Below are 24,595 nucleotides of genomic sequence, written 5' to 3'. Positions count from 1 at the left end.
CTCATGTCCAGCCCTCGCCGCGCTCGGCCAGACGCTGCAGTTGGTCGCGGCCGGCGCGGTAGGGCGCCGGCCAGTCGCACTCGCCGTCGCCGATGCCGGCTGCAGCGTGCAGCGTCCAGTAGGGGTCGGCCAGGTGTGGGCGGGCCAGGCACACCAGGTCGGCGCGGCCGGCCATCAGGATCGAATTGACGTGGTCGGCCTGGTAGATGTTGCCCACCGCCATGGTCGCCATGCCGGTCTCGTTGCGAATACGATCGGAGAAGGGGGTCTGAAACATGCGCCCGTACATCGGCCGGGCGCGGGTCGAGGTCTGCCCGGCGGAGACGTCGACGATATCGACCTCGGCGGTCTTGAGCAGACGCGCTATACCGACGGCCTCGTCCGGCGTCACGCCTTCGTCACCGACCCAGTCGTTGGCCGAGATGCGCACCGACAGCGGCTTGTGGGCCGGCCACGCCTGGCGCACCGCGCGGATCACCTCCAGCGGGTAGCGCATGCGGTTCTCGAGCGAGCCGCCGTACTCGTCGTCGCGGCGGTTGGTCAGCGGCGTAATGAACGAAGACAGCAGATAACCATGGGCGGCGTGGACCTCGAGCATGTCGAAGCCGGCGCGATCCGCCATTTGCGCAGCGGCGACGAACTCGTCGCGCACGCGGTCCATGTCGCTGCGGTCCATCGCCTTGGGCACCTGGTTGCGCTCCGACCAGGGCTTGGCGGAAGCCGCCAGGATCGGCCAATTGCCCTCGGTCAGCGGCGCGTCCATCTCCTGCCAGCCCAGCTGTGTCGAGCCCTTGGGGCCGGAGTGACCGATCTGGGCGCACAACTTGGCCGGCGTCTCGGCATGCACGAAATCGCACAGTCGCTTCCACGCCGCCTCGTGCTCGGGGGCATAGAGCCCCGGGCAGCCCGGCGTGATGCGCCCCTCGGGCGAGACGCAGGTCATCTCGATGTAGACCAGGCCGGCGCCGCCCTTGGCGCGCTCGGCGTAGTGCACGAAGTGCCAGTCGGTGGGCCTTCCGTCCACCGCCTTGTACTGGGCCATGGGTGAAACCACCACCCGGTTGGCCAGGGTCATCTCGCGCAATCGGAAGGGCGCGAACATCGGTGCCCGTGCGCTTCCTTCGTTATTGGCCTGGGTCTGGAACCAGCGTTCGGCGCTCGTGAGCCACTGCGGGTCGCGCAGGCGCAGATTCTCGTGGCTGATGCGCTGGGAGCGGGTCAGCAGCGAGTAGTTGAACTGCACCGGGTCGAGATCGAGATAGCGCTCGACCTGCTCGAACCATTCGGTGGAGTTGCGCGCCGCCGACTGCAGGCGCAGCACCTCGGTGCGGCGCTCCTCCTCGTAGCGAGCGAAGGCGCTGGTCATGTCGGGCTCGCTGTGCAGGTATCCCGCCAGGGCGATGGCGCTCTCCAGCGCCAGCTTAGTGCCGGAGCCGATGGAGAAATGCGCGGTGGCCGCAGCGTCGCCCATCAGCACCACGTTGTCGAAGCTCCAGCGCTCGCACAGTACGCGAGGGAAGTTGATCCACGCCGAGCCGCGGATGTGGTGGGCATTGGTCATCAACGCGTGACCACCGAGGTGGCGGGCGAAGATTCGCTCGCATACGGCAATGGATTCCTGCTGGCTCATCTCGCCGAAGCCGAAAGCCTGCCAGGTGGCTTCGCTGCACTCGACGATGAAGGTCGCGGTGTCGGCGTCGAACTGGTAGGCGTGGGCCCACACCCAGCCGTGCTCGGTCTTCTCGAAGATGAAGGTGAAGGCGTCGTTGAAGGTCTGGTGAGTGCCGAGCCAGACGAACTTGCAGGCGCGCACGTCGATGTCGGGCCGGAAGTGCTCGGCGTAGCGCTGACGAGTGCGTGAATTGAGCCCGTCGGCGGCCAGCACCAGGTCGAACTCGCGGCGCAGGTCGTCGATGCGCTCCTCCGGCACGTCGTTCTCGAAGCGCAACTCGATGCCGAGTTCGCGGGCACGCTCCTGCAACAGGATCAACAGCCGCTGACGGCCGATGCCGCAGAAGCCATGGCCGGTGGAGACCGTCTTGACGCCGTCATGGATCACGGCGATGTCATCCCAATAGGCGAAGTGCTCGCGAATGCGCGCCGCGCTCACGGCATCGTTGGCGGCCAGATTGTCGAGCGTTTCGTCAGAGAGTACTACCCCCCAGCCGAAGGTATCGTCGGGGCGATTGCGCTCGATCACCACAATGTCGTGACCGGGATCGTGCAGCTTCATGCTGATGGCGAAGTAGAGGCCGGCGGGGCCACCGCCGAGGCAGGCGATTCTCATGGCGTAAAACCGTAATGTTGTTGTACTTGATTGCAGGCTAGACCCGAAGGGCAAATAGTTCAAGCTTAAAATTTCATGCTTGAACATTCGTGGCTTGAAGTGAAATTTTTCGCTCTCCGAAGGATTGACAGGCCGGTTGGCAACGGCGAGTCTGGGTCTTCAAGCTCGAAGCTCGGTGGGTCCGACGAGCTGCAACAGGCTTCATAAGGGGAAGGAGGCTCACGATGCTGGAAGAGTGCAAGACAGCCAGGGAGCGCTGGGGCGGCGTGCATCAGCTGATCGACCGATGGCTCGATGAACGCCGTGAATTGCTGGTCAGTTTCCTTGAGCTCAAGGAGGCCTGCGATACCGAGCTGGAGGCTGTGAGCAAGCCGCAGATCGATCGTTTCAGCGAGCTGCTGATGGATTACATCAGCGCCGGCCATTTCGAGATCTACCCCCAGTTGCGCGAAGAGGCCAATGCCTTCGGCGATCACGATGCGCTGGAAATTGCCGGTAAGCTGCTGGAGCGGTTGGAGCTTTCCACCGAACTCGTGCTGGCATTCGATGCCGACTATTCGACCCCTGTGCGCTGCCAGCACTTCCTGCCACGCCTGCCCGCCTGGCTCGATCGCCTGGCCAAGGGCCTGACCGAACGCTTCGCCCTGGAAGACCAATTGATTGCCCGCCTGCATGCGGCACATACACCGCAGAAGGAAGTCCAGGCCGAATAGAGCCGTCTGGCATTCAGGCCGATTTACTCAGCGCCGCCCCGAGCCAAGGCCCGGGGCGGCGTCATCGTATCGGGGCTTCGCCCCGGGTTCGTGGGCTCACGCTTCGGCGGGCTTGGCCGCTTTACGTGCCGGGCGGCGCTGCCATAGCACCAGCATGCAGGGGGTCAGCAGCAAGGTCAGCCCGGTGGCGAATATCAGCCCGCCGGCGATGGCGCTGGAGAGCTGGGTCCACCACTGGGTCGAGGGTGCGCCCAAGCCGAGACTTGGCGCGAACAGGTTGACGTTGATTTCCAGCACCATTGGCATCAGGCCGAGCACGGTGGTAACGGCGGTCAGCAGTACCGGGCGCAGGCGAAGGCCGCCTGCGCCCAGCGCCGCGTCATACGGAGCCAGGCCCGCCTGGCGCAGCTCGTTGTAGGTATCGATCAGCACGATATTGTTATTCACCACGATACCCGCCAGGGCGATGATGCCCATGCCGACCATGACGATGCCGAACGGCTGGCCATTGATCAGCAGGCCCATCAGCACGCCGGCGGTGGAAAACACGATCGCCGAAAGCACCAGCAAGGCTTGGTAGAGGCTGTTGAACTGAGTGACCAGGATCAGCAGCATCATGCCGATGGCCATCAGGAAAGCGGTGATCAGGAAGCGACTGGCCTGCTCCTGGTCCTCCTGCTCGCCAGCGACGTTGACCCGAACGCCCTCGGGCGGCGGCCCCAGTTCTGCCAGCAGCGCACTCAACCGTTCGTCGGGCTGGTAGCCCGCGGTCACGTCCGCTTCCAGGGTGATGGCCCGCCGGCCATCGATGCGGTGCAGCGTGCCCACCCTGGGAGCCGGCTCCAGGCTGGCGAAATGGGACACCGGCACCTGGCCGCGCGGCGTGTTGAGGGTCAGGCGGTCTAGTTGGCCGATATGGCGGGAGGCTTCGGGGAAGCGCACGCGTATATCGACCTCGTCGGTCGCGTGGGCGGGGCGATAGGTGGCCACTTGCAGGCCGTTGGTAACCAGTTGAACGGCGCTGCCCACGGCGGCGACGTCGGCACCCATGCGGGCGGCGGCGGCGCGATCGACGTTGAGCCGCCACTCGATGCCGGGCAGGCTGCGGTTGTCCTCGATGTCGCGGAAGCCCCCAAGCCGCTCCATCGCGCCGCGAATGGCTTCCACTGCCGCCGCGCTGTCCGCTTCCTGCTGGGCGCTGACTTCGAGCACGATGGGCTTGCCGCCCCCCGGGCCCTGCTCCTGCTCGCGGAATTCCAGTACAACTCCTGGCAGGTCGGCGGTACGCTCGGCCATCTCGCTCATGATCACCCGAGCCGGTCGGCGCTCCTGCCAGTCGATCAACTGAAACTGCACCACGCCGATCACATCGCTGCCGACCTGCTGATTGGGCACGCCATAGGAGCGGGCATAAAGCGCCTTCACCTCGCTCATGCCGGCGAGTCGTGCCTCGACCCGGCGCACGATGGCGTCTTTCTCCACTGCCGAGAAATCGCCCCGGGAGCGCACCACCACCTGGGCGTTCTCCGGTTCGACCTCGGGAAAGAACTCCACCCCATGGTTGAAGCGACCGTAACCGACGAAGATCAGTGCCATCAGCAGCAGCGCGATGAGCAGCGTCATGCCGGGACGGGCCAGCAGCCGGGCGAGGGTGGCACGATACAGGCGCCCGCCGGCAGTGACCATTTCCTCGCTGCGATGAATCTTGCCGGTGCGCGCGCTGAAAACGCCCCCCAGGGTTGGCAGAAAGATCAGCGCCATGGCCAGCGACGCTAGCAGGCAGAGGATCACCGTGGCCGGCAGGTACTTCATGAATTCGCCCACCACCCCCGGCCAGAACAGCAGCGGGAAGAATACCGCCAGGGTGGTGGCGGTGGCGGCGATGACCGGCCAGCTCATGCGGGTCGCGGCGTGAATCCAGGCCGTACGGGGAGGCTGGCCTTCGCGTAGATTGCGGTCGGCGAGCTCACTGACCACGATGGCGCCATCCACCAGCATGCCGGCTACTAAAATGAGGGCGAACAGCACCACGATATTGAGCGTGTAGCCGACCGCCCAGATCAGCAGGATGCCGGTGAGGAACGCACCGGGAATGGTCAGGCCCACCATCAGCGCCGAGCGCAGGCCCATCGCCGCCAGGATCACGATCAGTACCAATACCACGGCGGTGACGACGTTATTGAGCAGCTCCGACAGCATCTGCTTGACGGTCACCGACTGATCCATGATGGTCGTGACGGAGAGTTCATCGGGCAGCAGCGGTGCAGCCTCGGCAAGAATGCTGCGTACGCCCTCGATGGTGGCGATCAGGTTGGCGCCGGCGCGCTTGGAGATTTCCAGCACCAGGGCCGGCTCGCCGTCGATGCGGGCGAAACCTTCGGGATCCTTGAAGGTGGGGCGTATCCAGGCCACGTCGGCGAAGGTCACCACGCGATCGCCGTCGACCTTCACCGGCATGTTCATGACGTCCTCTAGGGACTCGATCACGCCGGGAACCTTCACCGGGGTGCGTCCGGCGCCGGTATCGAGACCGCCGGCCGCCACCAGGCGGTTGTTGCGCGTGACCAGGTTGAACAGGGTATCGAAGTCCACGCCGTAGCTGTCGAGTACCAGCGGGTCGACGACGATCTCCAGCAGCTCCTCGCGCTCGCCGCCGATTTCGACCTCGAGCACCTCGGGTACCCCTTCGAAGGCGTCCTGCAGCTGGCGGGCGATGGCCAGTCGGCGAGTCTCTTCGATCGGCCCCGAGAGGCCCACCGACAGCACCGGGAAGAGGCCGACGTTGACCTCGAAGACACGCGGTTCCTCGGCTTCATCAGGCAGCGAGGCATTGGCGATGTCGACCCGCTCGCGCACGTCGGCGAGCGCCTGGCGCGGGTCGAAGCCGGCATCGAACTCCAGCGTGACCGCGGCGTGACCTTCGCTGGACTGGGCGGTCATCTTGCGCACGCCCTCGATGGTGCGAAGCTCCTGCTCCATGGGGCGCACCAGCAGCCGCTCGCCGTCTTCGGGGCTCACGCCTTCGAGCGCCAGCGAGACGTAGATAATGGGGATCGGTACGTCCGGATTGGCCTCTTTGGGTACCGCCTGCCAGGCGGCGATGCCGGCCACCAGCAGGGCGAACAGTAACAGCAGGGTCGTGCGCGATCGGTCCAGGGCGGCCTCGATCAAGGTGCGCATTTCAGAGCGCCTCCCGTTCCGCAGCACTCTCCTCGGAATCTCCGGCAATCTCCTCGGTAGCGCCCGCGGCCGGTACGGCGACCACGGCATCGCCGGGTGCGACGAAGCCGCCGCCCAGGGTGATCAGGCGTATCGTGTCGGGCAGCCCGGCCACGCGGGCTTCACTGGAATCGGCGGCGACCAGATCGACGGGCGTACTGACCACGCGGTCATCGTCAGCCAGATGCTTGACCCGCAGCCGGCCTTCGGCGTCCAGTTCGAGCAGGGCGGGAGAAAAGCGATGCACTGTGCGCTCGGGCAGGGTGATCGCCAAGGTGGCACTGGCGCCGGCCAGGCGGCGACGCTCCGGATTGTCGAATTCGGCTTCGACGTAGAAAGATCGCGTGGCTTCGTCGGCGCTGCTGGCGACATGAGTCAACTCACCCCTCAGCCGGCTGCCGTCGAGCAGCCTGGCTTCGGCGGGAAGACCAGGGCGAAGGGCGTCGACATCGCGCTGGGCCACCCAGGCGCTGGCGATCAGGCGCCGGTCGTCGACCAGGCGGGCGAAAGTCTCACCGACCTGAAGCAGTTCGCCCAGCTCTACGTCCAGGCGGTCGAGTACGCCATCGAAAGGGGCGGTGGGGCGTGTCTCGTCCAGCGCCTGGCGCAGCTCGGCCACTTCGGCCGTCGCCACGCTGACGCTGCTTTGCAAGCGCAGCAGCTCGGGCTGTGAGATCAGGTTGCGTTGGCGCAGGTCGCCGGCCCCGCTGAGTTCGGCCCGGGCCAGCTCGAGCTGGGCCTCGGCGCGCTCCAGTTGGGCTTCCAGGGCATCGCGAGAGAGGGCCAGCAGCGTCGTTCCGGCCTCCACCGTCGCGCCTTGGGCCACCGGCAATTCGGTCACGCGGCCGCTATGGCGGCTGCGCAGTTCGACTTCGCGTAACGCCTCCAACTGACCCTGGGCTATCTGACGCGGCATGTAGGGCGAAGCCTCGCTGACGCGATACTCGACCCGTGGCAGGCTCTCTTCCTCGGGGGCGTCGGTGGGGGGAGCCTCTTGTCGAAAGCGCTGCAAGTCACCGAGTGCCAGCCACAGCAGAAGCGCCAACAGCACCAGGGCGGCCAGCAGCGCGGAGATGGGGGGACGTCGAAACATGCAGCCTTCCCTGGTTGAATTCGGCATCAGCTTATTCGGCACAGCATGATAGCGCATGTGCCGGCAGGTAGCAGTCGCAGCGATGCGTATCTCAAACCACACTGCCGCTTTCCTGAAGAGCGTCTACAAACGTAGCCAGCGAAGGTCAGGGCTAGGCCCGTTCCCTACGGGCCCACGCATTTCCCCATCCTTGTGGGTCACAAGGCAAAATCAGTCGCAAAAGCGCAGTTTACGGGCTGTAAATGAGCTTTTTTAAGACTGATTTCAACACAGCCTGGCCGAGCGCAGTAGGTTGTAGGCGCTCTCATAGTCAGAGGTCGGATTGAGTTTCGTGCGGTGCAGGCATAACATCTTGGCGGTCCGGATTTCGGCCGGGGTGGATATGCATCCTCCAGGCTTATCTTCAGGGGATGTTGGACAAATTGGCGAGCGAGATGAAGCGCAACGCAGCGATTCGCTCGTGCAGACATTTGTGCGACGTTTCCCTCATGGCGGCTCAACCGAAGGAGCAACAATGAAAGATCCCGTACGTATTGCCATTACCGGCGGTGCTGGCCAGATCAGCTACTCCCTTATCTTCCGTATCGCGGCAGGCGACATGCTGGGCCCGGACCAGCCGGTCATTCTCCAGCTGCTCGAGATTCCCCAGGCGATGGACGCGCTGAACGGCGTGGTGATGGAAGTCAACGATTGCGCCTTCCCGCTGGTGCAGGACATCGTGGCCTCCGACGACCCCAACGTCGCCTTCAAGGATGCCGACTTCGCCCTGCTGGTCGGTGCGCGTCCGCGCGGCCCGGGCATGGAGCGCAAGGATCTGCTGGAGGCCAACGCGGCGATCTTCTCCGTACAGGGCAAGGCGCTCAACGAGTACGCCAGCCGCGACGTGCGCGTACTGGTAGTGGGCAACCCGGCCAATACCAATGCTCTGATCGCTTCCTGCAACGCGCCGGATCTCAGCCCGCGTCAATTCACCGCGATGACCCGCCTGGATCACAACCGCGCCCTGACCCAGCTGGCGCAGAAAACCGGCAAGCGCGTCACCGACGTCGACAGCATGATCATCTGGGGCAACCACAGCGCCACCCAGTATCCCGACCTGGCCCACACCAAGGTGGACGGCAAGCCGGCCTTCGATCTGGTCGAACGCGACTGGTACGAAAACGACTTCATACCCACCGTGCAGCAGCGCGGTGCCGCCATCATCAAGGCGCGCGGTGCCTCATCCGCCGCTTCGGCTGCTTCTTCCGCCATCGATCACATGCGTGACTGGGCGCTGGGCACCGATGGCGTCGTGAGCATGGCGATTCCCTCTGACGGCAGCTATGGCATCGCCGAGGGCATCATCTACTCCTACCCGGTACGCTGCCAGAACGGCGACTACGAGATCGTCCAGGGTCTCGAGATCGACGAGTTCAGCCGTGCCAAGATGCAGGCCACGGAAGACGAGCTGCGCCAGGAGCGCGCTGCCGTCGAGCACCTGCTTGGGTAACCTGCGCTTCATCTCGCTCGGCTATTTGCTCAGCGCTTAGTCAGCAAACGAAAAAAACCCTAAGGCATCCGCCTTAGGGTTTTTTCCTTTCTGGGACAGGGCTGGCTCAGTTCCTCAGGCTCATGATACGCCAGCCGCGCCGCTCGGCTTCCTCGCGCAGGGTAGGGTCGGGGTCCACCGCCACGGGGTGCTCCACCAGCTGCAGTAGCGCCAGATCGTTGTGCGAGTCGCTGTAGAACCAGGCGTCTTCCAGGGTCAGATCTCTGTCCACCAGCCACTCCTCCAGGCGTTTTACCTTGCCTTCGCGATAGCTCGGCGTGCCGCTGACCTGGCCGGTATAGCGGCCGTCGCGAACCTCGGGCTCCACGGCGATCAGGTAATCCACCCCCAGTCGCTCGGCGATGGGCCCGGTAATGAAGCGGTTGGTGGCGGTGATGATCAGCAAGGTGTCGCCGCGGCTGCGATGGCGCGCCAGTAGCTCCTCCCCCTTGGGCAGAATGCTGGGCTCGATCTTGCTGGCCATGAACTGCTGGTGCCACGCCGCGAGCTGCTCGGGGCTGTTGTCGGCCAGCGGCCTGAGGACCACCTCCAGAAAAGCGTGAATATCCAGCGTGCCCGCCTCGTAATCGGCCATGAAACGGTCGTTGGCCTCACGGTAGGCCTCGGCATCCACTGCCCCCTGCTCGAGTAGGAACTCGCCCCAGGCATGGTCGCTGTCGATGGAGAGCAGGGTGTTGTCCAGATCGAAGATGGCCAGACTCACGGCTTACCCCTTGCGATGTGGTGAGCTTTAGTAACGTCATGCTGCATTGCGTGAAAGCTGGCGATTATGTCAGACAACGCCGCATGCTGCTAAGCCTCGTCGTGCTTTTTCTCGTGCCAGGCGGCGACTGACGCGAACCTTCTCCCTGATCGTTGTATTGATGCGCTTCGCGCCATTGTGGAAGAATGCAGGCAATGACGAATTTCACAAGGTGACGTCCGTGATCGACGCTGACGGCTTTCGCCCCAACGTTGGCATCATCATCGCCAACGCCAGAGGGCAACTGCTTTGGGCGCGTCGGGTTGGACAGAATGCGTGGCAGTTTCCCCAGGGAGGCATCAAGTCAACCGAAACACCGCAACAGGCGCTCTATCGTGAGCTGGAAGAGGAAATCGGCCTGACCGCCGATGACGTCGAGCTACTGGCCTGTACCCGGGGATGGCTGCGCTATCGCCTGCCGCGACGCATGGTGCGCATGAACTCCAGGCCGGTGTGTATCGGCCAGAAGCAGAAGTGGTTCCTGCTGCGGATTCGCTGCCAGGAGAACCGCATCTGTATGGATGGCTCGGAAAAGCCCGAGTTCGATAACTGGCGCTGGGTCAGCTACTGGTATCCGCTGGGCCAAGTGGTGCCATTCAAGCGCGAGGTGTATCGCCGCGCGCTGAGCGAACTGTCCCCGCGTGCACAACGGCTGGCGCTCGAAGGCCGCTGATCGAACGCAGCAATAGTGGGGGCGTACATGAGGGGCTGCGCAGGGCCCCGCCACGTAGCCCGTTCTCCCCGGATGACGGTGCTTGCGTCTCGATTCCTCAGCCAGGCGAGGTAATACAACAATGGAAAGCAAGACGCCGATGCTGGAGGTACTGCGCCGGGTCATACAGGAGGTCAACGGTGCCCGCAATCTCGATGCGGCACTGGCGACCATGGTCCGGCGCATTCGCAAGGCCATGCACACCGACGTGTGCTCCTTCTATCTCTATGATGGCGATACTCAGGAACTCGTCCTGATGGAGACCATCGGCCTGCACAGCCAGGCGGTGGGGCACGTGAGCCTGCGGGTGGGAGAGGGGCTGGTCGGCCTGGTGGCCGAGCGCGAAGAACCGCTCAACCTCGAGGACGCTCCCGCACATCCACGCTTCCGCTATTTCGAAGCGACCGGAGAGGAGCGCTACTCCAGCTTTCTCGGCGTGCCGATCATCCACCAGCGCCGCATGCTTGGCGTTCTCGTCGTACAGCAGGCGGAAAAACGCCGCTACGATGAGGAAGACGAAGCCTTCCTCATCACCATGGGGGCTCAGCTTGCCGGCGTATTGGCCCATGCCCTGGCCACCGGTAGCCTCAGCCGGCCCGCCTTGCCGGGGGGGCAGGCGCTGTTCACCGGCGTTGCCGCTTCGCCCGGCATGGCCATCGGCGAAGTGGTGGTGGTGGCACCGCTGTCCGACCTGGACAGCGTTCCCGACCTGATCCCGACCGATGTCGAATACGAGATCGTGCGCCTCAAGGAGGCCATCGAGCGGGTGCGTGAGGAGATCCGCGCGGCGGGCGAGCGCCTGGCCAGCCGCATCTCGGCACAGGAGCTGGCGCTGTTCGAGGTCTACCAGCAGATGCTCAGCGAGGCGGCGCTTTCGCAGGAAGTGGAGAAGCGCATCCGCGAGGGGCAGTGGGCACCCGGCGCCTTGGCCGACGTGGTGCGGCGCCACGTGCAGTACCTCGAACGGGTCGACGACGACTACCTGCGCGAGCGGGCCGCCGACGTGCGCGACCTGGGCCGGCGAGTGCTGGCTCACCTTCAGGAGGAGACACCGCAAATCCCCCATGTCTTCCCCGAGAGCAGCATATTGGTGGGCGACGAGATCAGCGTCGCCACGCTGGGTGAGGTACCCAGGGAGCGGCTTGCCGGGCTGGTGTCGGTGCGCGGATCGAGCACCTCCCACGTGGCGATCGTCGCGCGTGCGATGGGCGTGCCTACCGTGCTGGGCATGGTCGACCTCCCGTTGCCGCGTCTCTCCGGCGCCGAGGTGGTACTCGACGGGCATCGCGGCCGGCTGTTCGTGCGGCCCTCGGACGAGCTCAAGACGCGCTATCAAAGCCTGATAGCCGAAGAGGCGGCGTTGGTCGAAGTACTCGAGCACGAGCAGGATCTGCCCAGCGAGACCCCGGATGGCCACGTCATGCCGCTGATGGTCAATACCGGCCTTGCCATCGATACCTCGGTATCGCTCAAGAAGCGGATCAGCGGCGTGGGGCTGTACCGCACCGAAGTGCCTTTCATGATCGCCGAGCGGTTCCCCGGCGAGCAGGAGCAGGCGCGCCTCTACCGCGACCAGTTGGAAAGCTTCGCGCCGCTGCCGGTGGTGATGCGCACGCTCGATATCGGCGGCGACAAGGATCTGCCCTATTTTCCCATCGACGAGGCCAATCCCTTCCTCGGCTGGCGTGGCATTCGTGTCACCCTCGACCATCCCGAAGTGCTGATGGTGCAGCTGCGTGCCATGCTGCGCGCCTCCCAGGGTCTCGACAACCTGCAGATTCTGCTGCCCATGGTGACGAACGTCGATGAGGTCGACGATGCCCTGCGCATGCTCGACCGCGCCATTCGCGAGCTGGGCGAGGAGGGCATCGTGACGCCGCGGCCCAGGGTGGGGGTAATGCTGGAGGTGCCGGCCACGCTCTACCAACTGGACGCACTGGCCGAGCGTGTCGATTTCTTCTCCGTGGGCAGCAACGACCTGACCCAGTACTTGCTAGCGGTCGACCGCAACAACCCTCGCGTGGCAAGCCTGTACGATGCTTGCCATCCGGCTGTGCTGTGCGCCATGGCAAGGCTGGCCGAAGACTCCAAGCGGCTCAAGAAACCGATTTGCGTGTGCGGCGAAATGGCCGGGGATCCGGCCGGGGCGCTGCTGCTGATGGGCATGGGCTTCGATTCGCTCTCCATGAACGCCCCCAGCCTGCCGCGGGTCAGAGCGGCGATTCGCCGGGTCTCCCTCGATGCCGCCAAGACGCTGGTGCACGAGACCCTGGCCCTCAATACACCTGGCGCAGTGCGAAGCCATCTGTTCGCTCGGTTGAGCGAATGGCAGTTGGCGCACCTGCTGCCCCCCCGGGACTGAGCGCTACCTCATGTGCCTCATCGCCTTCAATTACAGTCCGGGAGCGTCCGTGCCGCTTCGGCTGGTGGCCAATCGCGACGAGTTTCATCAGCGACCGACGGCGCCTCTGCAGGCCTGGGAGGGAGCACAGGACATCGTCGGCGGACGCGACCTCGAGGCTGGCGGTAGTTGGCTGGCGGTGCATCGTCGTGGCCGCGTGGCCGCGATCACCAATGTGCGCGACCCGGCGCTGCGAGTATCGGCCGAGGCGCCGAGCAGGGGCCATCTCGTGCGCGAGGCGCTCGAGTGCTCCGACCTGTCTGAATGGCTGGCCAAGCTGGCAGGGGGGGATGGCTGGCGCTATGCCGGCTTCAACCTGTTGGCTGGCGACGGTCAACGCTTGTGGCATCTTCACCGCAGCCGGGAGCGGCTATTGCTTGCCGATGTGGCGCCCGGCATCCATGGCCTCTCCAACGCCAGCCTCGACACCCCCTGGCCCAAGCTGATCGCCGCCCGGCAAGGTCTGGCAACGGCGCTGCGCCGTCGCTGGCCGGAGGATGCTCTGGGCGCGCTGGCCGACGGCTGTCCGGCCGATGACGAACGGCTACCGGATACCGGCGTCGGCCTGGAGCTGGAGCGCCGCCTGTCGTCACCGTTCATCGTCGGCGAGCAGTACGGCACCCGTGCCACGACCTGGCTGGAGTGGAACCTCGACGCAGGCGTGATCGTGCTGGAGGAGCATCGTTTCGGTCCGGGAGGGGTGTCGCTAGGCATGACTCGGGAAAGAGTTTCTCTACAAGACGTGCACTTACGCGCTTCCGGCTGCCATGATAGCTGAGGCCCGTCGGCGTAAACTCACTGCCACATAGCCTGGCACAGGGATGCGAATGCCCGTGGGAACTCGCAAGGACCGCTTCTGGTCATACCTGATCTGGCCGCTACTCTGGCCGCTGCTGCTGGCTCAGGCAGCCCTGGTGGTGCTGTGCCTGCTGGTGGGGCTGGTGCTGTGGGTGGCCACGCCCGATCCCAGTTCCTGGGCCGAGTCCGCCTGGCTGCTGATGGCCCTGCTGGTTGGCACTGCACTGACCGTATCGGCCTTCCTGCTGCAGTTGCGTCACAGCATGCGCGAATGCGAGAGCCAGATCGAGAGTCGCCTGGGGCGCATCGAGCGGCTATTGCAGGAGACCGAGCAGTGTCTGCCGCGCTGGCTGGGTGGTCCCCGGCGACAGTCGGACTACGAGGGCACGGTCACGGGGCGGCTGGAAAAGCTGCATGACGGCATGGTCGAGCTGCAATCCAGGCTGGGGCTGCTGCCGAATCTGGATGGCCTGCTGATGGCCAGCCAGCGCCCGGTTCTGCTGCTCTACCGCGGGCGAATCGTGAGCGCCAACCTGGCCATGGAACAGCTGTTGGGAGAAAGCCAGGAGACCCTGACGGGGCAGGACCCCGCCACCCACCTGATCGCTACCGAGGCGGCGGGAAGCAAACCGGCCGAGGTGCAGGTGCTGGATGGTGAAGGTCGCTGGCGCTCCTTTCAGGTGGAATGGCTGGATGCATCCCCCTACCAACTGCTGTTCTTCGAGCGTGCCGGCTCGCATGATCTCGGTGGGCTGCTGGCGGCTCGGGAGCGCGCTCGTGAGGATTCGCGCCTGAAGTCGCGCTACCTGACCCTGCTGCAGCGTGAGCTGGAGCCGCTGCTGTCCGAGCTGGCCCGAGAGATGAAGGGCGACGGTGGCCGCGTCGATCCGCACCGACATGCACACCTGAGTGAGCGTATCGCCGATATCCTGCTGCTGATCAGCAGCCTGGCGGGAGAGCAGGGAGAAGTGGCGCTGCGCGACATGCGCTTGTCATCCGGCCAGGCGGGTCCGCTGCGCGTGCTGGTCGTCGACGATGGCCCGGTCAATCGCATGCTAGCGAGCCAGGTTCTGGAGCGTCAGGGGCTGCGTGTCGACAGCGTTGCCAGCGGCCTGGAGGCTCTGGAACAGCAGCACCGCCATGCCTATGACCTGGTTCTGATGGACATCTTCATGCCTGGCATGGACGGCGTGGAAGCCGCTCGACACTGGCGCGAGCAGGAGGCACTGCGGCCCGATGCCGGCCGTAGCGTGCTGGTGGCCTTGACCGCCAACGCCACCGAAAGCGACCGTCGGCGCTTTGACGACGCCGGCATGGACGACTACCTGGCCAAGCCCTACGGGCCACGCGAGTTGATCGAGCTCCTGCAGCGTTGGCGACCCGACGCATTCGAGGAAACTCCATCGGCATGAGCGTATTCCTCACACTTCTCGGTTACCTGGCGGTGGGCGCGGTGGCCGGCACCATGGCCGGGTTGTTCGGCGTTGGCGGCGGTTTGATCATCGTACCGGCGCTGGTCTTCGCCTTTGGTCTGCAAGGGGTCGATGCTGGGGTCATCATGCATCTGGCGGTCGGCACCTCACTGGCTACCATCCTCGTTACCGGGGCTTCGTCGGCCTGGGCGCACTTCCAGCGAGACAGCATCCGTCGCGAGTGGTTTCTCTTTCTGCTGCCGGGGCTGATGCTGGGGGCGATCGCCGGCGTGTTCGTCGCCGGTGCGCTGTCGGGCGGGCTGCTGGGCACCCTGTTCGGCGTGTTCGTGGTGCTGATGGCCCTCAGGATGGCGCTGGGCATCAGCCCCAGGGCGGGCCGTGCGGCACCGGGGCGGCTGGCCATGGGCCTGGCCGGAATGATCATCGGCGGTGTGTCGGCGCTGTTCGGCATCGGCGGGGGAACCCTCTGCGTACCCTGGCTTTCGCGCTGTGGAGCCAGCATGACCCAGGCGGTAGGCACCTCCGCTGCCTGCGGCCTGCCCATCGCTCTGTTCGGCGCGCTGACCTTCATCGTGGTGGGCTGGGGCAACCCCGCGCTGCCGTCGGGCGCCACCGGCTTCGTGATGTGGCCCGCCTTTCTCGGTATCGTGCTGGCCAGCGTGCCTTTCGCCAGGCTGGGCGTACGCCTGGCTCATGTGCTTTCGGCCCGCGTGCTGCGGCTCGCCTTCGCTGCGCTGCTGCTGATCGTGGGGCTCCGTTTCCTGTTCTGAGGACATCATGAACTATCCCGATATCGACCCTGTTGCCATCGCCCTCGGACCCTTTCAGGTTCACTGGTATGGCCTGATGTACGTCGTCGGATTCGTGGGCGCCTGGTGGCTGGGCCGGCTGCGGGCCGAGCGCTTCGGCCTGACCCGCGACGACGTCGGCGACCTGCTGTTCTATGCGGCTCTCGGGGTCGTGCTCGGCGGTCGCCTCGGCTATGCGCTGTTCTACGGTATGGACCAATGGCTGGCCGATCCGCTATGGGTGCTGCGCGTGTGGGATGGCGGCATGAGCTTTCACGGCGGGTTGATCGGCGTGCTGCTGGCGGCACTGTGGTTCGCGCGGAAGAAGCGCATGGCCTTCTTCACGCTGACCGACTTCTTCGCCCCCATGGTGCCGATCGGCCTGGGTGCAGGGCGCATCGGCAACTTCATCAATCGCGAGCTGCCCGGGCGGGTCACCGAGCTGCCTTGGGGCATGCCGTTTCCCGGCATGGGGCCGGAGCCTCGCCACCCCACTTCGCTCTACGAAGCCCTGCTCGAGGGGCTGGTCTTGTTCGTGGTCCTGTGGTGGGTTTCGACCATGCCGCGGCGGCGCGGTCTGGTTTCCGGCCTGTTCCTGTTGCTCTACGGCATGTTCCGTTTCCTGGTCGAGTTCTTCCGTCTGCCGGACGCCCATATCGGTTATCTCGCCTTCGGCTGGTTCACCATGGGCATGCTGCTGACGCTGCCGATGATCGCCTTCGGCATCGCGCTGATCGCCTGGTCGCGGCGTCAGCCGATGGATGAAGTGCTGGTCACGCAGTGAAACCCAACGGGATTAGGACGCCGGGCCGAGAGGCGATAGACTCTCGGTCTATCGAACAATCCATGCAGAGCCCGTCAATGATGCCAGAAGACAATGCACAGTCGGCCTTCGAGCAGCCTGCTCTCGAAAAGCCCGCTCTCGAGCAACCCTACCTGGACCTGATGCGGCAGGTGCTGGAGCACGGCGTCGAGCGTTCGGATCGTACCGGAGTCGGCACGCGTTCGATCTTCGGCCATCAGATGCGCTTCGATCTCTCCCGCGGCTTTCCGCTGGTGACCACCAAGAAGCTGCACCTGCGCTCGATTATCCACGAGCTGCTGTGGTTCCTGCGCGGCGACACCAATATCGCCTATCTCAAGCAGAATGGGGTCGGCATCTGGGACGAGTGGGCCGACGAGAACGGCGATCTGGGGCCCGTCTATGGCTATCAGTGGCGCAGTTGGCCCGACCCCCGCGGCGGCCACGTCGACCAGATCGCAAAGCTGATGGAACAGATCCGTACCAACCCACGCTCACGGCGGCTGATCGTCTCCGCCTGGAACCCGGCATTGGTCGACGAGATGGCGTTGCCGCCATGCCACTGCTTGTTCCAGTTCTACGTAGCCGAGGGGCGGCTTTCCTGCCAGCTCTACCAGCGCAGCGCCGACATCTTCCTCGGCGTGCCGTTCAATATCGCCAGCTACGCGCTGTTGACCCAGATGATCGCCCAGGTCTCGGGGCTCGAGCCGGGCGACTTCGTGCATACGCTGGGCGACGCGCATCTCTACCTCAATCACCTGGATCAGGCCGAGCTGCAGCTGTCGCGTACGCCGCGCTCCGCGCCCAGGCTGGTACTCGACCCGAATGTCGGTGACCTGTTCGACTTCCGCTTCGAGCACATCGCCATCGAAGGCTACGACCCCCACCCCCATATCAAGGCCGAGGTTGCGGTATGACGGACGAGACCCTGGTACCGGTGGCGATGATCGCCGCGGTATCGCGCAACGGCGTGATCGGCATCGACAACAAGCTGCCCTGGCACCTGCCCGAGGACCTCAAGTTCTTCAAGCGCATGACCCAGGCCAAGCCGCTGATCATGGGGCGCAAGACCTTCGCCTCCATTGGCCGGCCGCTGCCGGGCCGGCTCAATATCGTGGTGACCCGCGACGAGGCCTTCCAGCACGACGGCGTGCGGGTCTGCCACGACCTCGTGTCGGCGCTGTTCCTGGCCGACCAGCAGGCCACCATCGACGCTGCCGAAGAGATCATGGTGATGGGCGGCGGCGAGATCTACGCCCAGGCGCTGCCCCATGCCAGCCACATCTACCTGACCGAGGTGGAGGTCGAGGTGGAGGGCGACGCCCGCTTCCCCACGCTTGACGAGAACGAGTGGCAAGAGGTGCAGCGCGTGCCGGGCACGCCCCAGCCGGGGCAGCCGAATTATAGCTTCGTCGAATACCGTCGCCGGGCGGATTGAGGATTTGTCAGCGCCTCGCTTGTGGCACACACTTGCTGGATCATGGAAGCTTGCCCCATCGAAGGTCCATCGCTGTGTCGTCAACGTGAGCCTGCCAGGAGGATGCTGGTCTTGATTGAACAACGTTCACGTCATCTATTCAGTGCTCTTGAGGCTCGCGCCGCCGATGCGCTCGAGGAGCTGCACGGCTGTCGCGCCAAGATAGAGCAGTTGGAAGCCCGGCTTGCCGAGGCCGAAGCAGCACGGCAGGAACTGGAGGCGGCTCGCCTCGAACTGATGGAAGAGAACCGCGAACTCGACGAGCAGAATCGCGAACTCGAGGAGGACAATGCCCGCCTGCGCGAGCGGATGCGCAAGGGCGAGCCGGCTCCCGTCTTCCCCGGTGCGACGCGACGTGCCCAAGGGCTGGCGGCGCTGATGGGGCAGCGCCCGCGGGAGGAATCGGCGCAGCAGGGCATCGAGCGAGAAGCGAGCGGCAGCGCCGAGCGTGAACAGGTGCCGCCGCCGGTTGAGCCGCCGCAGGACACCGCGCCTTCCGCTCCCATGGCGGCCTCTCGGCAGGAAGCCCCGGCGCCGGCCCTGGCGGTTGCCGAGCCTTCACATCAGCCAGTGGCAAGGCAAGAGCAAGAGCAGGGCGAAGAGGCTGCAGAGACCCACGACGAGCGCCAGGGGCGGCTTGCCATCGAACAGGCGCCTTCCGCCGATGCGCTGCTGAAGCAGTGGTACCAGCGTTACCCCAACACCTTCTTCAAGGGCCACACCCGGCCGCTCAAGGTGGGCATTCACCAGGACCTCGCCGCTCGCGAGCCCTGGCCTGAGAAGCTGGTGCGCCGGGCCCTGGCGGGCTACGTCAATCTGCCGCGCTATCTCAAGGCCGTGCGCGAAGGCGCCGAGCGCATCGATCTCGATGGCGCCCCCGCCGGCAACGTCGACGGCCAGGCCGACGAGCATGCCAAGCGCAAGCTGGAACGCCTGCAGAGCGAACGGCGCGAGCGTGGCCGCGCGGCGGGCACGACCCCGCGGCGCGAAGGCGCCAAGGCGCGTAGCGCAAGCCGCAGTACGGGCGACGAACCACCACGCAAGAGGGCTGAGCGCAGCGCGCGTCCGGCTGCCGCCGGCAGCATGCCTGCCCCGGCCGAGGCCAGCCATGTGCAGGCCGACCCCGAGGCGCGCATGGAAGCCAAGCTCTCGGCCCTGCTGGCCAAACACAACGGCCAGGCGAAAGGGCACTGAAGGGCACCGCTCGGCCAGGCCTCGTTTGTAAGAACGGCGTTGACTTGGTGTAAATGAGCATCTTGAGCTGACTTTTAGCCCCGTATGGCCAAGCGCAACCAGCTTTCGGCCGAAGCCTAGCGTTAAAGACTGCTCTTGCCTCTCCTCAATCAGCGGGGCATGATGTCCGGGCTCATCGCTGCCAGGCAACACTGACTGCCATTGCCTGCGGCACGCGGCCCTTGGGCGGGAGCGCCCAAGACCGCATCAGCAGGGAAAAGTTCCATGGGGGAAGCGGGCAAGGAAGGAAAACAGTGTTTTTTCTTATTGCGTTCCCATTTTTCCCGGTATAGAGTTCTACCTGCGAGCATTGGACTATAACAAGGCTTCGCTGCGGTCATGACCGGCCCAGGCCACTCCTGAGAAGGAACAGCGCCAAGCACGGCGGGACCCATGCCCGGCAAGCTACCTGCACCGATCACCGATCCGTGCAGTAACGATCGAAACAGTAAGCTAGTAAAGGAACTATCGTGATGAAAAAGACACTGTTAGCGACTGCCATTGCCGGTGCCCTGGGCGCCTCTGCTGCCGCTCAGGCCGCTACCGTTTACGACCAGGACGGCACTCAACTGATCGTCAACGGCCGTATCGCCATGGGTATCGCCGGCGGCGGCCCGGAGTATGACACCGTTACTGAAAACGGAGCTACTGCCGAAGTTCGCCGCGACAACGGCGCTGAGTTCGTCGACGTCTACTCCCGCCTCGGCATCTCCATGAGCCACCAGGTCAACAGCGACCTCAAGGCCTTCGGTCGCGTCGAGTGGCGCTTCACCGGTGACGAGCGCAATACCGACAACGGCTTCAACGAAGTTCGCCACAGCTATATCGGCCTCGAAAGCGCCAGCTTCGGTACCGTATTGGCCGGTAACTACGACAGCTTCTATAACAGCCACGTATCTGCGCCGTTCGATGTCTATATCGATCGTGGCCTGGAGCTGACCAATGGTCGCGGTGGTAGCGCACAAGCTCGTGGCGACTCTGTCGGCTATATCACCCCGAACCTGAGCGGCTTCCAGGCATTCCTGTCTGCCAAGCATTTCAGTGAGCGTGGTACCGTTCTCGAGTCTGACAATGTTGCCGTCGCACCAGTCGAAGATGGCGATGAAGAAATCGTCACTCAGGGTGGCGTGAAGTACGAGACCGGCCCGCTGCGTCTGGCCCTGGGCTATGTCGATGACGACGCGATCGGCGGCGGCAACGACGAGATGCTGTACGGTGCCACCGCTTCCTACGCCATCACCGACGCCTTCTCCGCTCGCCTGGGCTATGAAACCCGCGACGATAACGACACTCTGGGCGGCGGTTATGACACCTGGGGCCTGGGTGCTACCTACGCCATGGGTCAGTGGGCCTTCAACGCCGATGTCTACGGCGTCGACGAAGATAGCGAAGATGACACTCGTACTGCCTGGGCAGCCGGCGCCTACTACAAGCTGACCAGCAACTTCGACATGTTCCTTGAGCTGCATCAGGCCGATCAGGCGGATATCACCCTCAGCACTGATGAAGGTGTCGATATCGCTGATGTCGAAGGCGACGATGTCTACTGGCTGACCGGCGCTCGCTACCACTTCTAAGCGAGCCTGGCAGTACGGTAAGATAGCAAGACACGTCGATTCATTCGACGACAGAACCGGCCCTTCGGGGCCGGTTTTCTTTTGTTTGCCATTCAGCAGCGCTCCTTGCCTCTCACGATACAAGTGCATGAGGCGCTGAGAGGAATTAAACCTTTTCCTTTGCCTGCCGATATCTAGTAGTGACACGCCAGCTGTGTGGATGGGTCGTTTCGCTTTCGGCTGTCCTAAGGAGTGCGTGTATGTCTCACAAGACGCTGGATATCGCCAGGGATACCACGCTCTACACGGCGGCCGCCGTGCTCATTCTGATGGGCGGAGCGGGGCTTTTGACCTACTGGCTGGGCATCGTCTATCCCCTGCGTAGCGTACTGCTACCCGACAACGCACTGGCCGTGCTGATGGTCGGCGTCGGCTTGCTGGCCATGATGGTTCGCTGGCCCATACTGCGTCGCTTTGCCGGTTTCATCCTGCTTGTTCACGTAACCTACCTGTTGATGCACAACGCCCTGGCCGGCGGCCGGGAAGTCGGAGTGTCCTGGCTGACCGGCGACGTGCGGATGGGCTCCCTTGCATCGGCGATGCTGTCACTGGTAGCCGTTTGCCTGCTGCTCGGGGTGGGCTGGCGCCGTTCGCGCTGGCTGTGGGCCGGGGTAGGCATACTGCTGCTGAGCAGCAGCCTTCTGGCCCTGCTCAGGCTCTTCCTTCCGGGCGGTGAGGTGGCCTGGACGCTGAATAATGCCTCTTCGCCCCTGCTGGGAACCGCTCTGGCGCTGGTCCTGGGTGTGTCGATGCTGCTGATGGCGGTAGGTGTCGACCGCCCGCAACCGCGAATGGGGCGGCTGGCGCTGGCGTGCGGTCTCTTCGGCGTCCTGCTGAGCTGTTCGGTCTGGTACCTGTTGAATTGGGAATACCAGGAGGATAAACGGCTCCAGGCCAGCCATTTGCTGGATAACGTGCAGTACAACGCCGAGCAGGCAATGGCCGCACAGCTTCTCCTCGCCCAGTACGTGGCCGAGCGCCTGGACTCACCGGAGCCGCTGTCGGATGCAGCGATGCGTGCCCATCATATCGAACACTACTTCCGCGACTCTCCCGGGATGCAGGCGCTCGTCATGCAGGATCGGGGGGTATCGGTTTGGGAGTTCGCTGGCACTGAGCAGGCCGGCCAATGGCTGAAGGCGCAACTGGCCGACCCCCGGGCCGAGGCGGAGCAGCCGTTCGACTTTGCTAGCCCATGGATGATGCCGGCTGACTCCGAACGTCGCCATATGGCGCTGGTGTTGATACCACTGCCTTCGGTGGGGCAGCAGTTGGTAGGAAGCATCGATCTTGTCGTGCTTTTGAAAGAGGAGCTTCGCGTTCAGTTGGGGGCCTACATGGTCCGTGTACTTCAAAACGGCGCTCCCCTGCTGGAGATGCGAGCGCCCGGTCGCGCGGCGAGCAAGATGAGTTATCCGCTGGTTGCGCATCGACATATCGGCTTGCCGGGAGGGCTCGGGCTTACACTGGAGGTCTATCCCGACTCGGTGGAGGAAATGCTCAAGGCGGGGTTGATACCCGGCGGGGTGGCCCTTGCCGGGCTGATGTTGAGCTATCTCATGTCGTTCAGCTTGGGGCTGGCCTATCAGCGGCACCAGGACAGGCGTTCGCTATGGGAGAGTGAGCAGCGCTACCGCTCGCTCTTTGCCTATAACCCCGATGCGGTTTTCTCCGTCGATCCCGAGGGCAACTTCGTTACGGCAAATTCCACCTGTGCAACCATCACGGGCTTGCCCGTGGATCGGATCATCGGTTCTCACTTTTCACAGCTCATACTCCCCGGCGAGATCGAGCGGATTCAGCATTATTTCAATGAAGCTCTGAAGGGAAACGCGCAGCGATTCGAGGTTGCCATCGCCAACCTTACTGGTGAGCCGCGCCTGCTCTACGTGACCAATCTTCCCATCTTGGTGGAAGGCACCGTCCAAGGTGTCTTCGGCATCGCCAAGGATATCACCGAGCAGCACAGTAACGAGACTCGCCTGCGCGTGCTGGAGCGAAGCGTCCAAGCCAGCATCAACGGCATCGTGATCACCGATGCCAGTCAGGACGATTTCCCCATCACCTATGTGAACGAGGCCGTTCTGGCCCTGACGGGCTATCGGGAGGAGGAGCTGCTCGGTCGTAGCTGTCGCATCCTGCAGGGATAGGATACGGATCCCGAGAAAGTGGCATGGCTACGTCGCCGCTTGTCCGAACAACGCGATTGCCATGTCACGCTACGCAATTATCGCAAGGATGGCAGTGCCTTCTGGAATGCGCTCTACGTGGCACCGGTACCCGACAGCGAAGGGCGTGTCACTCACTTCGTCGGCGTGTTACGGGACGTGTCCGAGCGTCAGGCCTATGAGGAGCGTCTTGCCCATAATGCCAGTCACGATGCCCTGACCGGTCTGGTCAACCGATCACTGCTGGAAGAGCGGCTGGTCCACGATTTCGGCATGTCGCAGCGCCAGGGTCGTGACATGGCCGTACTTTTCGTGGACCTGGATGACTTCAAGCCGATCAACGACAGCTTGGGTCACGCGGTTGGCGATAAAGTGCTGATCGAAGTAGCCCTCCGATTGGCCAGCGCCATGCGGCCCGGTGATACCTTGGGTCGATTGGGTGGGGATGAGTTCGTGGTGTTGATGCCCGACGCCACGCAGGATGAGTTGGCGGCAATGGCAGAGAGCCTGCTTCAGCTCGTTGCTTGCCCCTACAGCATCGATCGTCATGAGCTCCACCTGTCGGCCAGTATCGGTATTGCCATCGGAAATAATACCATTGTCCAGCCCATGGAGCTGATCCAGCAGGCCGATATGGCGATGTACATGGCCAAGCAGCAGGGACGCAACGCCTACCAGTGGTTCACTCGGGAAATCACCACGCGCGTCAACGAGCGGCTGGTGATGCGTAACGAACTCCAGGACGCCATCGACGAGCAACGTCTCGAGCTTTACTACCAGCCGCTATACGACCAGGCGGGCGACATCGTCACCGTGGAGGCCCTGCTGCGCTGGAACCATCCTGCAAGAGGCTTCGTGCCACCGAGCGAGTTCATCCCCTTGGCCGAGGAGACCGGCCAGATCATGGCGATCAGTCGCTGGGTGCTCGAGCGTGCCTGCCTCGACTTGGAGTTGCTCGGTGCGCGTGGCCACGATGGGTTCAAGGTGGCGGTCAACGTCTCGCCCCTGCAGTTTCACCGCGCCGGGTTTCTGGACACACTAAGGGAAACGCTCGCTTCTACCCAGCTCCCAGCCAGCCGGTTGGAGCTGGAACTGACCGAAGGTGTGCTCTTGAAGGATGCGGAGGATGCAGTCGATGTTCTCCATGACTTGCGCAGGATGGGAATCGACGTCTCTATCGATGACTTTGGCACCGGCTTTTCCAGCCTGAACTACCTGAAGCAGCTTCCCATCAGCAAGGTGAAGATCGATCGCAGCTTTATCAAGGAAGTGACACACAGCGCCGACGACGCCTCCATCGTGCAGGCCATTATCTCGATGGCCCATCACCTGGGACTGACCGTAGTGGCCGAAGGCATTGAAACCGAGCAGCAGCATCGCCTGCTGAAGGGGTACGGCTGTGAGCTATTCCAAGGCTACCTGCTTGCCCGCCCCATGCCACTCGAACAACTGGAGCTTTTGCTGAGAGTCGGCACGGAGTTGCCTTCCGAGATGAACCAACGTGATTGAGGCCAGCCTGGATATGAAACGGCCACCCTGTTGGATGGCCGTGCCGACCGAGCGG

General features: G+C 64.1%; 17 protein-coding genes and 1 pseudogene. 14 read left to right on the top strand and 4 right to left on the bottom strand.

Annotated features, from left to right (window positions below; all coding sequences use genetic code 11):
- Position 1: 1 nt before the first annotated feature.
- Positions 2-2,287, bottom strand: a complete 2,286-nt coding sequence (locus HNO52_RS15035; protein WP_197566054.1) for a bifunctional salicylyl-CoA 5-hydroxylase/oxidoreductase — start codon at positions 2,285-2,287, stop codon at positions 2-4.
- 224 nt (positions 2,288-2,511) lie between these two features.
- On the opposite strand from HNO52_RS15035, the gene rsd reads away from it, so the two are divergent.
- Positions 2,512-3,000, top strand: a complete 489-nt coding sequence (gene rsd / locus HNO52_RS15030) for a sigma D regulator (protein WP_197566053.1) — start codon at positions 2,512-2,514, stop codon at positions 2,998-3,000.
- A 96-nt stretch (positions 3,001-3,096) separates the two neighbouring features.
- Here rsd and HNO52_RS15025 read toward each other — a convergent pair whose 3' ends face one another.
- Positions 3,097-6,180 (bottom strand): efflux RND transporter permease subunit, encoded by a 3,084-nt coding sequence (locus HNO52_RS15025; RefSeq protein ID WP_197566052.1) that lies wholly within the window; start codon positions 6,178-6,180, stop codon positions 3,097-3,099.
- A gap of 1 nt (position 6,181) precedes the next feature.
- Positions 6,182-7,312: an efflux RND transporter periplasmic adaptor subunit gene (locus HNO52_RS15020; RefSeq protein WP_197566051.1), complete on the bottom strand. Its 1,131-nt coding sequence runs from the start codon at positions 7,310-7,312 to the stop codon at positions 6,182-6,184.
- Positions 7,313-7,826: 514 nt separating this feature from the next.
- On the opposite strand from HNO52_RS15020, the gene HNO52_RS15015 reads away from it, so the two are divergent.
- Entirely contained in the window at positions 7,827-8,801 is a 975-nt protein-coding gene (locus tag HNO52_RS15015; RefSeq protein ID WP_197566050.1) for a malate dehydrogenase, read from the top strand.
- Between the two features lie 106 nt (positions 8,802-8,907).
- Here HNO52_RS15015 and HNO52_RS15010 read toward each other — a convergent pair whose 3' ends face one another.
- Positions 8,908-9,564 (bottom strand): histidinol-phosphatase, encoded by a 657-nt coding sequence (locus tag HNO52_RS15010; RefSeq protein WP_197566049.1) that lies wholly within the window; start codon positions 9,562-9,564, stop codon positions 8,908-8,910.
- Between the two features lie 220 nt (positions 9,565-9,784).
- Here HNO52_RS15010 and HNO52_RS15005 point away from each other — a divergent pair, with 220 nt between their 5' ends.
- From HNO52_RS15005 to HNO52_RS21495, 12 genes and pseudogenes are all read left to right on the top strand, one after another.
- On the top strand, positions 9,785-10,276 hold the full coding sequence (locus tag HNO52_RS15005) for an RNA pyrophosphohydrolase (protein WP_197566048.1): 492 nt from the start codon (positions 9,785-9,787) through the stop codon (positions 10,274-10,276).
- Between the two features lie 139 nt (positions 10,277-10,415).
- A complete protein-coding gene (ptsP, locus tag HNO52_RS15000) occupies positions 10,416-12,677 on the top strand; it encodes a phosphoenolpyruvate--protein phosphotransferase (RefSeq protein ID WP_197569256.1) in 2,262 nt (753 codons plus the stop codon).
- Positions 12,678-12,687: 10 nt separating this feature from the next.
- The gene (locus HNO52_RS14995) at positions 12,688-13,494 is read left to right on the top strand and encodes an NRDE family protein (RefSeq protein WP_197566047.1); all 807 of its coding nucleotides are present in this window, start codon (positions 12,688-12,690) and stop codon (positions 13,492-13,494) included.
- Positions 13,495-13,549: 55 nt separating this feature from the next.
- Positions 13,550-14,926, top strand: coding sequence for a response regulator (locus tag HNO52_RS14990; RefSeq protein ID WP_197566046.1), 1,377 nt, complete (start codon positions 13,550-13,552; stop codon positions 14,924-14,926).
- Entirely contained in the window at positions 14,923-15,717 is a 795-nt protein-coding gene (locus tag HNO52_RS14985; protein ID WP_197566045.1) for a sulfite exporter TauE/SafE family protein, read from the top strand. Before HNO52_RS14990 ends, HNO52_RS14985 begins: the two co-directional genes overlap by 4 nt.
- Before the next feature lie 4 nt (positions 15,718-15,721).
- Positions 15,722-16,519: a prolipoprotein diacylglyceryl transferase gene (gene lgt / locus HNO52_RS14980; protein WP_197569255.1), complete on the top strand. Its 798-nt coding sequence runs from the start codon at positions 15,722-15,724 to the stop codon at positions 16,517-16,519.
- An 80-nt stretch (positions 16,520-16,599) separates the two neighbouring features.
- Entirely contained in the window at positions 16,600-17,454 is an 855-nt protein-coding gene (locus HNO52_RS14975) for a thymidylate synthase (RefSeq protein ID WP_197569254.1), read from the top strand.
- The gene (locus tag HNO52_RS14970; protein WP_197566044.1) at positions 17,451-17,975 is read left to right on the top strand and encodes a dihydrofolate reductase; all 525 of its coding nucleotides are present in this window, start codon (positions 17,451-17,453) and stop codon (positions 17,973-17,975) included. The genes HNO52_RS14975 and HNO52_RS14970 overlap by 4 nt, the downstream gene beginning before the upstream one ends.
- A 111-nt stretch (positions 17,976-18,086) precedes the next feature.
- Positions 18,087-19,208 carry a ProQ/FINO family protein gene (locus HNO52_RS14965; RefSeq protein ID WP_232090318.1) on the top strand — a complete coding sequence of 374 codons (1,122 nt, stop codon included), beginning with the start codon at positions 18,087-18,089 and terminating at the stop codon, positions 19,206-19,208.
- Between the two features lie 512 nt (positions 19,209-19,720).
- Positions 19,721-20,824, top strand: a complete 1,104-nt coding sequence (locus HNO52_RS14960) for a porin (protein WP_197566043.1) — start codon at positions 19,721-19,723, stop codon at positions 20,822-20,824.
- Positions 20,825-21,063: 239 nt separating this feature from the next.
- Positions 21,064-23,211 (top strand): annotated as a pseudogene (locus HNO52_RS21355) (PAS domain-containing protein); the annotation flags it as partial.
- Positions 23,191-24,540 carry a putative bifunctional diguanylate cyclase/phosphodiesterase gene (locus HNO52_RS21495; protein ID WP_442907183.1) on the top strand — a complete coding sequence of 450 codons (1,350 nt, stop codon included), beginning with the start codon at positions 23,191-23,193 and terminating at the stop codon, positions 24,538-24,540. The pseudogene HNO52_RS21355 and the gene HNO52_RS21495, both read left to right, overlap by 21 nt.
- Positions 24,541-24,595 lie beyond the last annotated feature (55 nt).

It is taken from the genome of Halomonas sp. MCCC 1A13316 (genome assembly GCF_014931605.1).
In the GTDB taxonomy this organism is placed as follows: Bacteria; Pseudomonadota; Gammaproteobacteria; order Pseudomonadales; family Halomonadaceae; genus Halomonas.
This window is presented reverse-complemented; position numbering and strand designations above follow the sequence as displayed.